This window comes from Rickettsia endosymbiont of Polydrusus tereticollis (genome assembly GCF_964026385.1).
Lineage (GTDB): Bacteria > Pseudomonadota > Alphaproteobacteria > Rickettsiales > Rickettsiaceae > Rickettsia.
Window position 1 is genome coordinate 109427 of record NZ_OZ032142.1, and the last position, 13137, is coordinate 122563.

Here is a 13137-nt window from a genome sequence, read left to right on the forward strand (position 1 = left end):
TCATTACAAAAAACCCCGTCATTGCGAGGAGGGACGTAGTGCCGACGTGGCAATCTAGGAAAAAAAACAGCAAAAAATGCTATGAAAATTATTATTTTCTAGATTGCCACGCCGCTTGCAGCGGCTCGCAATGACGTTGCAGGTATCCACGCAACAATGTCGTCTCGCCATGACGGGTTTTTATTAATTTCTCGAGCCATACAACAACACGACTCGATTTACAAATCAATCAACTAAAAAGTCATGTTAAGTATATCTTAGGATGACTTTTTTTGTATTATATCAAATATAAATTTGATTTTTTTGAGCTTAACCTATATTTTAAATCTTATTACTATTAAGGTTATTATTAAGGATAAATATGGATAAAGACAAAGCTATTGCGGCGGCACTTGCACAAATCGAAAAAAGTTACGGTAAAGGCTCGGTAATGAAACTTGGAGAGCGTCCGAATGTTGATATCGAAGCTGTATCCACCGGTTCGCTCGGGCTTGATATTGCACTTGGGATAGGAGGCATACCGAAAGGAAGAGTTATTGAAATTTTTGGACCTGAAAGTTCAGGGAAAACTACGTTAACACTTCATTTAATTGCCGAAGCACAAAAAAAAGGCGGCACATGTGCTTTTATTGATGCCGAACATGCGTTAGACCCGGCTTATGCCAAGAAATTAGGAGTGAATATCGACGAGCTGATTATATCGCAGCCCGATACAGGTGAGCAAGCTCTTGAGATTACCGACACTTTAGTACGCTCCGGTGCTATTGACATGGTAGTAATAGATAGCGTTGCAGCGTTAGTGCCGAAAGCGGAAATAGAGGGAGAAATGGGCGATTCTCATATGGCTTCGCAAGCAAGGCTCATGAGTCAGGCACTGCGGAAACTTACGGCTTCCATTTCCAGAACAAATTGTATTATTATTTTTATCAATCAGATCAGGATGAAAATCGGCGTTATGTTTGGTAGCCCGGAAACTACGACCGGCGGCAATGCGTTAAAATTTTATGCATCCGTACGGCTTGATATAAGAAGAACCGGTGCTATTAAGGATAAAGAAGAAGTGTAGGTAGCCAGACGAAAGTAAAAGTCGTTAAAAACAAAGTATCGCCGCCCTTTAGAACTGCAGAATTTGATATAATGTACGGCTCCGGTATTTCAAAGGAAGGAGAAATGATTGACCTTGGCGTTAAACTTGAACTAATTGAAAAATCAGGCTCGTGGTTTTCTTATAAAGAAACAAGAATCGGGCAAGGGCGGGAGAACGTCAAACAATATTTAAAGGAACATCCGGAAATTTCTACAGAAATTGAACGGCTAATACGCCAAAAATCTTCACAAATCAGTAAGGTAAGTTTAGATAGTGAAGAAGAGTAAAGAGAGGTCTTTATGTCATTCCGGGGGACGTTATTGCGTGGCTCGAATTTTTGTAAAGCGTACGGTGTCATGCCGTGGCTTGACCACGGCATCCAGTCTTTTTATTATGTTTTTTCTGGATACCGTGGTCAAGCCACGGTATGACACCATACTTGTAATAACCATAATACGGTAAATTATGAGCCACGCAACAACGCCAATACCTCCTCACAATGACGATGTTTTTGTAATCAGGTTGAAATTATAAAGGAAAATAAAAATGATAGATTTAACAAATAAAACGGCTTTAATTACCGGAGCAACGGGTGCTATCGGCGGTGCCATTGCTAAATTAATGCATAAACTCGGAAGTCATGTAATTATTAGCGGTAGTAATGAAGAAAAATTAAAAAGTCTAGGGAGTATTTTAAAAGATAATTATACTGCGGTAACATGCGACTTAGCAAATCCCGATGAGTGTGCTAATTTAATAGCCGCTGCCCCGCAGCTAGATATTTTAGTGTGTAATGCGGGTATTACTAAGGATATGTTAGCTATAAGAATGAAAGATGAGGAGTTTGATAAAGTTATCGATATAAATTTAAAGGCTAATTTTATTTTAAATCGTGAAGCTATAAAGAAAATGATGCCGAATAAATACGGTCGGATAATTAATATAGCTTCGGTAGTTGCGGTTTCCGGTAATGCCGGACAAGCTAATTATTGTGCTTCAAAAGCCGGACTGATCGGCATGACTAAATCTTTAGCCTATGAAGTTGCAACTCGTGGGATAACAATTAATGCAGTAGCACCTGGGTTTATCGAATCAAATATGACCGGTAAATTAAATGAAGTGCAAAAAGAAGCTATATTACAAAAGATTCCCCTTAAAACTTACGGTAAACCCGAAGACGTAGCAAATGCGGTAGCTTTTTTAGCAAGCAATGAAGCAGGTTATATTACGGGACAAACTATACACGTAAACGGCGGTATGCTGATGGTATAACCGGCATTGTTGCATGGATCGAATTTTTGCAAAGCGTTCGGTGTCATTCTAGTTCCTTGATCACGGCATCTAGTCTTTTTATTAAGGTTTTTTCTGGATACCGTGGTCAAGCCACGGTATGACACCGTACTTATAATAACCATAATACGGTAAATTATGAGCCGTACAACAAGACCGGTATAACCATCAGTTTACTAGCGGGGATTTGAATTAAATTTAAGGAAATTTATTATATAGATTGACTATAAAGGTTAATATGATTATTTTATGCTAGCATAAAATAATTTTTTATGCTAAAAGTTTTGATCTAAGGTAAGGCTTTTTTGAATTTAGGTAAGATATACTCTTCTTCAAATCACTCGAGTATGGCGTTTATCTAAAAATAAGCCGCTCTTTTTAAGTTCAAGGGAATATATTTTTTTGCTTTCAAGAATATTTAATTCTTGAAGATATAGAAATATAAATAATTTATTTAGTTTAAACGATTTACGGAGTTCAATTATGAGTACAATGAATAGTGTCGAACAAGATGTTATTGAAATTGTTGCTAATACGTTAGGAGTAAAAAAAGATACAATAAGTGCTGAATCACGATTAAAAGAGGACCTTAAAGCTGACAGTTTAAGTACGGTCGAATTGATGATGACGATAGAGGCTAAATATAAAATTGATATATCTGATGAAGAAGCAAGTAAAATACTAACCGTATCCGATGTTGTAAACTATATCCAAAAACAACAATCTATATCTGCGTAAACTAATTTTCTAACCTGAAATTTTTGAAAATATAAGAAAATGTCAACTAAAAGAGTAGTTATTACCGGGCTTGGACTTGTTACTCCTCTAGGGCTTGATGTAAAAACATCTTGGGAAGGGATCGTAAATGGGCGTAGCGGGATCAAAACTATTACGGAATTTGATACTTCAAATCTTGCCTGTAAAATTGCCGGTCTTATTGATAGTTCAGAAGAATACGGTTTTAAGCTTGAGAATTTCACCGCTCCCGAGGAAGTAAACAAGCTAAGTAAAATGGATAGATTTATCCATTACGGAGTTGCTGCGGCAACCGAAGCAATCGAAGATAGCAGCTGGCTACCTAAGGATGAAGCCTCTTGCGATAGAACCGGTTTAATACTAGGTTCCGGCATCGGCGGTCTTAAGATGATAGAGGACACCTCCGTAAAATTGCATCAAGAAAATAACGGAAAAGTTAGTCCGTTTTTTATACCCGCTTCCTTAATCAATCTTTTATCCGGTCTTGTTTCTATAAAATACGGCTTTAGCGGTCCAAATCAAGCGGCAGTAACTGCTTGTTCTACAGGAGCACATGCTATAGGCGATGCTATGCGTCTTATAAAATACGGCTATGCTGATGTTATGATTGCCGGCGGTGCAGAAGCTCCGGTAACACCGGTAGGAGTAGCGGGATTTGTTGCGGCAAGGGCTTTATCTACAAAATATAATGATATTCCTGAATTTGCTTCCAGACCTTGGGATCAAGGTCGCAGCGGTTTTGTCATGGGGGAAGGAGGCGGAGTCGTAGTTTTGGAAGAATATGAGCATGCAGTCCGAAGGGGTGCTAAAATTTACGCAGAGATTGTCGGGTATGGCTCAACGGGCGATGCTTATCATATTACTTCTCCGCATCCTGAAGGAAAAGGAGCTTATAAAGCAATGAGTAATGCTCTTAAAGATGCTAATATCCCTGTTGAGATGATTAATTATATTAATGCTCATGGAACTTCAACAATAATAGGTGATGCAATTGAACTAGCAGCGGTACAAAGATTATTTTTAGAAGCTAATCCAAAAGTTTTAATGTCTTCCACCAAATCATCGATCGGTCATTTACTTGGAGCTGCCGGAAGTGTTGAGTTAATATTTTCTATTCTAGCAATTCAAGATCAAATCGCACCGCCGACATTGAACTTAGAAAACCCCATGGAAGAAGTTAAAATAGATTTAGTAGGGTTGCAAGCTAAAAAAGCAAAAATCGATTATGCTTTATCTAATTCTTTTGGCTTTGGCGGTACTAATGCAAGTTTAGTATTAAAGAAAGTTTAATTCATTTCCGTGAGCTAAGAATCCATTGTTGCATGACACCATACTTGTAACAACCATAGAGCCACGAAACAACGCCAACGTCTCCTCGCAATGACTATTTTTCATATTTTATGACCCCAATATATTATATTAAAAACGGTAATTTGCATTTTGCCGATAAAGTTATTTTATCCGACTTAGAGCTTTACCTTTATAAAGGTGATAAAATTTGTCTAGTGGGGCGTAACGGCTGCGGTAAATCTAGCCCGGATATTGCATGAGATATAGGAGACAAAATCCTCGTAAAGCTGTATAATACTGGTATTTCATTAGAATAATACAAAGGATTTTGTCATGACAAATTGTATAGCATATAGTTACCAGTTTTCCAAAGTAAAAAATCGGACAATAGAGATAAATTTCACTGGAGGTGATATTAGTAGCGATGGAGGTGTGTTGTTATTAAGAGAAGCAGATAAAAGGCTTGGTATAACAGAGGAGCTTGCTAAAATATTTCCTGATAGACGAGATGGTAGTAAAATTACCCATAATATGGCAACAATGCTGAGGCAACGAATTTATGGTATTGCATTAGGTTATGAAGATTTAAATGACCACAATTATCTACGAAAATGTCCTGCTATGCAAACAGCTATGGAAACAATTGATGATATGGCAAGTAGTTCTACCTTATGTCGTATAGAAAACAATGCTGATAGACACTTTGCAATTAAAGTGCATGAACTAATGCTTGATAAATTTATTAAGTCTCATAAAATAGTACCAAAGCAGCTAATACTTGATTTTGATGCTACGGATGATGAAATTCATGGGCAACAGGAAGGTAAGTTTTATCATGGTTATTACGGTCATAATTGCTTTTTACCTTTGTATGTTTTTTGTGGAAAGCATCTGTTAGTTAGTTATCTTAGGACGTCAAAGCAGGATCAAGCAAAAATTCTTGGGCAATATTATCATTGTTAGTAAAACGTTTTCGCCAAGCTTGGCCAGAGGTAAAGATTATTTTTCGTGGTGATAGTGGATTTTGTCGTCATCAGATGTTTGATTGGTGTGATATTCATAATATAAAATATATTGTAGGAATGCCCCAAAATAACAGACTAAATGAGTTACTGAAACCTACAATGGAGAAGTCAAAAGCAGCATTTATTATAACCCAAGAAAAGCAACGTCTTTTTAGTGAGTTTCCATATAAGGCTGGTAGTTGGAGTCATGAACGTAGAATAATTGGTAAGGCAGAAATGACAATGCTTGGAGAAAATCCAAGGTATATAGTAACTAATTTATCAGATAAACCTGAAGATTTATACGACAAAGTTTACTGTGGTCGTGGTGATATGGAAAACCGTATAAAAGAGCAACAACTAGAATTATTTGCAGATCGTACTTCTTGTCATAGATGGTGGGCTAATCAGCTCAGAATGATTTTATCGGGTCTTGCATACACTTTAGTAGAATATATCAGAGGTAATTTATTACAAGGTAGTGCATTAGCAAAAGCACAAATAGGTACAATACGTTTAAAATTATTAAAAATTGGGGTAGTAATTATCCGTAATACTAGGCGTATTAAGTTTTTGTTATCTTCATCATATCCTTACCGACAGGTATGGAATCATGTGATGAAGAAATTAGCATTAGAATAACCTAGATTAGCACTGTTCCCGGTGCTTAGAAAAAATGGGGTAAGGGGCATTACATCTAAAATTTGAAAATAACGGCTTCAAAGCACTTTTTGGCAAAATTTTTACAAAAGTATCATTGCTAATATTATAAATTACTCAATTTCTTACTTTAAATCTCACTTCATGCAATATCCGGGCTAGCCTTATGAAGATAATATCAGGAATTTATGAATTAGATAAAGGCGAGTTATTTAAAGACCCTATTGCGGAAGTAGGCTATTTAACACAAGATGTTACTAATAACTTAAGCATTAGTGTTTATGATTTTATTACTCAAGGATTTCTTGGTAAAAAAATAGATAAATATCAAATCGATATAATTTTAGAAAAATTAGACATCCAAGGAAACGATAATTTATCTACCTATTCAGGCGGACAGATCAGAAGAGCCTATCTTGCTAAAGCTTTAGTATTAGAGCCGGAAATATTATTGCTTGATGAGCCGACTAATCACCTTGATATCAAAACAATTGAGTGGTTAGAAGAATTTGTTAAATCTTATAGCGGTGCTATTATTTGCGTTAGCCATGATAGAGCTTTTTTATCAAACGTTACTAACAAAATTTGGTGGCTTGATCGCGGAGTTTTGCGTAAATCCGAGCAAGGCTTTAAATATTTTGACGAATGGCAAACAATTATCGTTGCACAAGAAGAAGCGACTTTAAGAAAATTAAATAAAAAATTAGAGCAAGAAAATGATTGGTTAAATGCCGGAGTTACAGCTAGACGCAAACGAAATCAAAAGAGACTCGGCGAGCTTAGAGCTTTAAGAGAAATAACCAGGGAGCATGCCGAAAAATTATTTAGATCGAAGCAAAAAGTCCAAGCAGAGCTTGCGGAAAATATTGCTAAAAGCAAATTTATTATAGAAGTAGATAGTGTTTCTTTTGGTTATAGCGGAAATAAGCTTATCGATAATTTTAGTTTTCGAGTGAAAAAAGGCGAGAAAATAGGAGTAATCGGTGCAAACGGCTCAGGAAAATCAACGTTCATCAAATTATTAACTAAGCAATTATCGCCCGAGACCGGTAAAGTTATATATGGCGGTAATTTAGATATTTCCTATTTTGATCAACATCGAGAAAAACTAAATCCTAATCATACTTTGCAACAAACTTTATGCCCTACCGGCGGTGATCAGGTATTTTTACCGGGTAAAACTATGCATGTAGCCGGTTATCTAAAACAATTTATGTTTGATCCGAAGCTGCTTAACCCGGATATTGCATGAGATATAGGAGACAAAATCCTCGTAAAGCTGTATAATACTGGTATTTCATTAGAATAATACAAAGGATTTTGTCATGACAAATTGTATAGCATATAGTTACCAGTTTTCCAAAGTAAAAAATCGGACAATAGAGATAAATTTCACTGGAGGTGATATTAGTAGCGATGGAGGTGTGTTGTTATTAAGAGAAGCAGATAAAAGGCTTGGTATAACAGAGGAGCTTGCTAAAATATTTCCTGATAGACGAGATGGTAGTAAAATTACCCATAATATGGCAACAATGCTGAGGCAACGAATTTATGGTATTGCATTAGGTTATGAAGATTTAAATGACCACAATTATCTACGAAAATGTCCTGCTATGCAAACAGCTATGGAAACAATTGATGATATGGCAAGTAGTTCTACCTTATGTCGTATAGAAAACAATGCTGATAGACACTTTGCAATTAAAGTGCATGAACTAATGCTTGATAAATTTATTAAGTCTCATAAAATAGTACCAAAGCAGCTAATACTTGATTTTGATGCTACGGATGATGAAATTCATGGGCAACAGGAAGGTAAGTTTTATCATGGTTATTACGGTCATAATTGCTTTTTACCTTTGTATGTTTTTTGTGGAAAGCATCTGTTAGTTAGTTATCTTAGGACGTCAAAGCAGGATCAAGCAAAACATTCTTGGGCAATATTATCATTGTTAGTAAAACGTTTTCGCCAAGCTTGGCCAGAGGTAAAGATTATTTTTCGTGGTGATAGTGGATTTTGTCGTCATCAGATGTTTGATTGGTGTGATATTCATAATATAAAATATATTGTAGGAATGCCCCAAAATAACAGACTAAATGAGTTACTGAAACCTACAATGGAGAAGTCAAAAGCAGCATTTATTATAACCCAAGAAAAGCAACGTCTTTTTAGTGAGTTTCCATATAAGGCTGGTAGTTGGAGTCATGAACGTAGAATAATTGGTAAGGCAGAAATGACAATGCTTGGAGAAAATCCAAGGTATATAGTAACTAATTTATCAGATAAACCTGAAGATTTATACGACAAAGTTTACTGTGGTCGTGGTGATATGGAAAACCGTATAAAAGAGCAACAACTAGAATTATTTGCAGATCGTACTTCTTGTCATAGATGGTGGGCTAATCAGCTCAGAATGATTTTATCGGGTCTTGCATACACTTTAGTAGAATATATCAGAGGTAATTTATTACAAGGTAGTGCATTAGCAAAAGCACAAATAGGTACAATACGTTTAAAATTATTAAAAATTGGGGTAGTAATTATCCGTAATACTAGGCGTATTAAGTTTTTGTTATCTTCATCATATCCTTACCGACAGGTATGGAATCATGTGATGAAGAAATTAGCATTAGAATAACCTAGATTAGCACTGTTCCCGGTGCTTAGAAAAAATGGGGTAAGGGGCATTACATCTAAAATTTGAAAATAACGGCTTCAAAGCACTTTTTGGCAAAATTTTTACAAAAGTATCATTGCTAATATTATAAATTACTCAATTTCTTACTTTAAATCTCACTTCATGCAATATCCGGGTTAAGGCTAAAACCTCTATTTTATCGGGCGGTGAAGCAAATAGATTATTACTTGCCAGAATTTTAATCAATCCAGGGAATTTACTTATTTTAGATGAGCCGACTAATGACCTTGATATGGATAGCTTGGAAATTTTGTTAGATATACTTGCCGATTATTCCGGAACATTAATAGTTGTTAGTCATGATCGGGATTTTTTAGATAAATTAGCTACTAGGACTTTAGTTTTTACGCAAGGAAAAATTATTGATTTAACAGGAGGTTATGAGGATTATAAACAATATTTTTCAAGTGTACCTTCTACAAAAAAACTTACAAAACCCCTTTCCCCTTCCTCCTCTCCTTCTTACAAAGAGCCTCAAAATAAAAAACTATCTTATAAATATCAACGTTTACTTGAAACTTTGCCGCTAGAAATAGAAAAATTAGAATTACAAATTAAAAATTTAGAGACAGAACTTTATGATAGCAATTTATATTTAGCCGATCCTGCTAAGTATAATCTAATAACACAGCAATTAAATTTGTGTAAGCAGAAGCGAGATTTGTTATTAAATGAGTGGCTGGAAATTTAGAAATAATATTTTACTAAAATATCTTAATATTTCTTGACTGCTATATTAAGTTTTGTTAACGTATTTATCAACTAAAAGATGGTAATTATTATGCTAGGTATAAACGAGATTATAAAGGAAAAATTAAACAAATTAAAAGCGGAATTGGAAAATGTATATTCTCGAATACAAGCTGATTATCTTTTAGGAGATATAAAAAGTCTGGCTAATGAAGCTGCAGCGTTCGGTATAACAGTTGATGTATCGGGACTTGAAAAAGCAGTTGAAACTAAAATTAAAAGCTTTGAAGTCGATAAAAATATCGACAAAGTTCAAGATCAAGAGGAGCAACTCTTAGAAGCAAAAAGGCTACAAGAGCTGATACAGCAGAGACAAGAAATAGAAAGAAGAATCGCTGAGTTGAGTATATTACGTTCTAATTGGAAAAAAAGTAAAAATAATTTTAAAGAATCTTCTAAGGAAGTCTGTAGTATACTAGAAAAAAAAAGTAAGGAATTAGATTCAGCAATAAATGAAGAAAATCCTGAATTATTGAGCGATAAGCTAGATAAACTAATTCTAACTCTTGAGATAGTAGAAAAAAAATATAAAACCTATAAGCAACTAGAGGAAGATTGTAAAGAGGTAAATGAGAGGCATAAACAGCTTCATCACGAAGCCAAAGTTATAGAGAAAGCAATTAAAAAATTAGAAAAACAATTTGAAAAACCGGGTTTAACGTTAGAAGAAGCTAAAAAATTGCAAAATACTATAAAAAATTATAAAGAAGAGTTAAATGAATATACTTCATTCATAAAGGAAGTAAATAATGAGAAAAAGCAAATAGATGAAATTGTTGAGCAGATTAAATCTGAAATAAAGCTAACCAACCAAAAAACAAAAGATTTAAAGAAAAGAATAGAAGCAATAAAAGATCCTGAAAGAAAAATAGAACTAAAAAAGAAGTACGAAGTATTTAAGAATCAAGAAGAAGCAATTGTAAATAATGGAAAAGTTAAGGATATTGAAGCTCATAGTGAAGTGTTATTGCAAATTAGAAGTAAAGAAATGACGCAAGTAGCAAATAAGATGAAAGACCAAATAAAAATACAAGCCGGAGAAGAGAAGTGTAATATAGGCGATTTATCTCCTACTCTTACCCCTATTAAGAATAATTCTAAAAATACTGAAAAAAAGAGATAAATACAATATAACTAAATCACAAAGGTAATGTATGGAAAGGGGACTAGGTAATAAAGGTGAAATAGACGTAGAAAAATTAAAGAAAGACTTGCACAGCAAAAGGTTAAACAAGTAGCTAATAAGAAGAAGTTTGATGAAAACACCAAGGAAGTTATAGCAATACAAAAAGCAAAAAGAGCCAATCTAGAGAAGGCAATCAATAGGTCTAAAAAATCAAATGGTTGTTCTATATCGTAATATAAATGTAATTTAACTATAAAACAAAAGGAGAAATATAATGAGCAAAACACCAGAACAAATGCGAGAACAACTTGCAAAGATGAAGAGAGAGTACGCAATTAATAAAGCAAGCTTTTATAAAAACGCCGCGATTGTTATGGAAAGGCAAGAGACAACGGCAAATCTTTTGCAGAGTGCACTTTCTGTTTCTTCACCTTCCGGTTCCAATTCTAATAACCCTAATGATCAGGATACTAACGTTGCTGGAGAACCGGCTGAACAGGTTACGAAAGTTGGTTGTTGTGATAGTCTCTTCTCTTGCTATCCTTCGCAATAAATTAACTATGCAAGCCTTTAACTAAATCAGTTAAAGGCTGCTTTTTCCCTTCATTTAACCTTCTTATCAAATAAACGAGCAGGTAAAATAACGGGATAGTGACGATTACAAAAAATAATTTAAATAAGTAGCTATTAAATACCAAGGGCAGCATTTGTGAATAAGGTATTATATCTCCGGAGATGGTAATGAATGTAACCGCAATTACTGTATCAATAAATAATGATATTGTAGAGCTTAAGCTCCTTAAAAAAAGGTATTTATCGCCGGTAAGTTTGCGAATTAATAAATAAAGATTAATATCGACAAATTGGGCGGTGTAATTTGCTATCAACGACCCGATTAATGAAACACTATACATGCCAAATACTTTATTAAATAGATTGTTATCGAGCTTTGACCAACTAGCCCGGATATTGCATGAAGTGAGATTTAAAGTAAGAAATTGAGTAATTTATAATATTAGCAATGATACTTTTGTAAAAATTTTGCCAAAAAATGCTTTGAAGCCGTTATTTTCAAATTTTAGATGTAATGCCCCTTACCCCATTTTTTCTAAGCACCGGGAACAGTGCTAATCTAGGTTATTCTAATGCTAATTTCTTCATCACATGATTCCATACCTGTCGGTAAGGATATGATGAAGATAACAAAAACTTAATACGCCTAGTATTACGGATAATTACTACCCCAATTTTTAATAATTTTAAACGTATTGTACCTATTTGTGCTTTTGCTAATGCACTACCTTGTAATAAATTACCTCTGATATATTCTACTAAAGTGTATGCAAGACCCGATAAAATCATTCTGAGCTGATTAGCCCACCATCTATGACAAGAAGTACGATCTGCAAATAATTCTAGTTGTTGCTCTTTTATACGGTTTTCCATATCACCACGACCACAGTAAACTTTGTCGTATAAATCTTCAGGTTTATCTGATAAATTAGTTACTATATACCTTGGATTTTCTCCAAGCATTGTCATTTCTGCCTTACCAATTATTCTACGTTCATGACTCCAACTACCAGCCTTATATGGAAACTCACTAAAAAGACGTTGCTTTTCTTGGGTTATAATAAATGCTGCTTTTGACTTCTCCATTGTAGGTTTCAGTAACTCATTTAGTCTGTTATTTTGGGGCATTCCTACAATATATTTTATATTATGAATATCACACCAATCAAACATCTGATGACGACAAAATCCACTATCACCACGAAAAATAATCTTTACCTCTGGCCAAGCTTGGCGAAAACGTTTTACTAACAATGATAATATTGCCCAAGAATGTTTTGCTTGATCCTGCTTTGACGTCCTAAGATAACTAACTAACAGATGCTTTCCACAAAAAACATACAAAGGTAAAAAGCAATTATGACCGTAATAACCATGATAAAACTTACCTTCCTGTTGCCCATGAATTTCATCATCCGTAGCATCAAAATCAAGTATTAGCTGCTTTGGTACTATTTTATGAGACTTAATAAATTTATCAAGCATTAGTTCATGCACTTTAATTGCAAAGTGTCTATCAGCATTGTTTTCTATACGACATAAGGTAGAACTACTTGCCATATCATCAATTGTTTCCATAGCTGTTTGCATAGCAGGACATTTTCGTAGATAATTGTGGTCATTTAAATCTTCATAACCTAATGCAATACCATAAATTCGTTGCCTCAGCATTGTTGCCATATTATGGGTAATTTTACTACCATCTCGTCTATCAGGAAATATTTTAGCAAGCTCCTCTGTTATACCAAGCCTTTTATCTGCTTCTCTTAATAACAACACACCTCCATCGCTACTAATATCACCTCCAGTGAAATTTATCTCTATTGTCCGATTTTTTACTTTGGAAAACTGGTAACTATATGCTATACAATTTGTCATGACAAAATCCTTTGTATTATTCTA

General features: G+C 34.6%; 9 protein-coding genes and 4 pseudogenes. 11 read left to right on the forward strand and 2 right to left on the reverse strand.

Features of this window, described 5'->3' with window-relative positions; genetic code table 11:
- Nucleotides 1–361 precede the first annotated feature (361 nt).
- From recA to AAGD48_RS00560, 11 genes and pseudogenes are all read left to right on the forward strand, one after another.
- A pseudogene (recA, locus tag AAGD48_RS00510) lies at nt 362–1374 on the forward strand (recombinase RecA).
- 259 nt (nt 1375–1633) lie between these two features.
- The gene (gene fabG, locus AAGD48_RS00515; protein ID WP_341790032.1) at nt 1634–2359 is read left to right on the forward strand and encodes a 3-oxoacyl-ACP reductase FabG; all 726 of its coding nucleotides are present in this window, start codon (nt 1634–1636) and stop codon (nt 2357–2359) included.
- 501 nt (nt 2360–2860) lie between these two features.
- Nucleotides 2861–3115, forward strand: coding sequence for an acyl carrier protein (gene acpP / locus AAGD48_RS00520; RefSeq protein ID WP_341790033.1), 255 nt, complete (start codon nt 2861–2863; stop codon nt 3113–3115).
- Nucleotides 3116–3154: 39 nt separating this feature from the next.
- Nucleotides 3155–4423: a beta-ketoacyl-ACP synthase II gene (fabF, locus tag AAGD48_RS00525; protein WP_341790034.1), complete on the forward strand. Its 1269-nt coding sequence runs from the start codon at nt 3155–3157 to the stop codon at nt 4421–4423.
- A 110-nt stretch (nt 4424–4533) separates the two neighbouring features.
- The gene (locus AAGD48_RS00530) at nt 4534–4683 is read left to right on the forward strand and encodes a hypothetical protein (protein WP_341790035.1); all 150 of its coding nucleotides are present in this window, start codon (nt 4534–4536) and stop codon (nt 4681–4683) included.
- Nucleotides 4684–4756: 73 nt separating this feature from the next.
- Nucleotides 4757–6069 (forward strand): annotated as a pseudogene (locus AAGD48_RS00535) (IS1380 family transposase).
- Between the two features lie 172 nt (nt 6070–6241).
- A pseudogene (locus tag AAGD48_RS00540) lies at nt 6242–7324 on the forward strand (ABC-F family ATP-binding cassette domain-containing protein); the annotation flags it as partial.
- 88 nt (nt 7325–7412) lie between these two features.
- On the forward strand, nt 7413–8726 hold the full coding sequence (locus AAGD48_RS00545) for an IS1380 family transposase (RefSeq protein WP_341789277.1): 1314 nt from the start codon (nt 7413–7415) through the stop codon (nt 8724–8726).
- Between the two features lie 175 nt (nt 8727–8901).
- Nucleotides 8902–9477: pseudogene (locus AAGD48_RS00550) on the forward strand (ATP-binding cassette domain-containing protein); the annotation flags it as partial.
- 90 nt (nt 9478–9567) lie between these two features.
- The gene (locus tag AAGD48_RS00555; protein WP_341790036.1) at nt 9568–10659 is read left to right on the forward strand and encodes a hypothetical protein; all 1092 of its coding nucleotides are present in this window, start codon (nt 9568–9570) and stop codon (nt 10657–10659) included.
- Nucleotides 10660–10936: 277 nt separating this feature from the next.
- Nucleotides 10937–11215 carry a hypothetical protein gene (locus AAGD48_RS00560; RefSeq protein WP_341790037.1) on the forward strand — a complete coding sequence of 93 codons (279 nt, stop codon included), beginning with the start codon at nt 10937–10939 and terminating at the stop codon, nt 11213–11215.
- A 1-nt stretch (nt 11216) separates the two neighbouring features.
- Here the strand turns inward: AAGD48_RS00560 and AAGD48_RS10585 are convergent, their stop codons facing one another.
- Both AAGD48_RS10585 and AAGD48_RS00565 read right to left on the reverse strand, forming a co-directional pair.
- On the reverse strand, nt 11217–11576 hold the full coding sequence (locus tag AAGD48_RS10585; protein ID WP_410526018.1) for a queuosine precursor transporter: 360 nt from the start codon (nt 11574–11576) through the stop codon (nt 11217–11219).
- Nucleotides 11577–11799: 223 nt separating this feature from the next.
- A complete protein-coding gene (locus tag AAGD48_RS00565) occupies nt 11800–13113 on the reverse strand; it encodes an IS1380 family transposase (RefSeq protein ID WP_341789277.1) in 1314 nt (437 codons plus the stop codon).
- Nucleotides 13114–13137 lie beyond the last annotated feature (24 nt).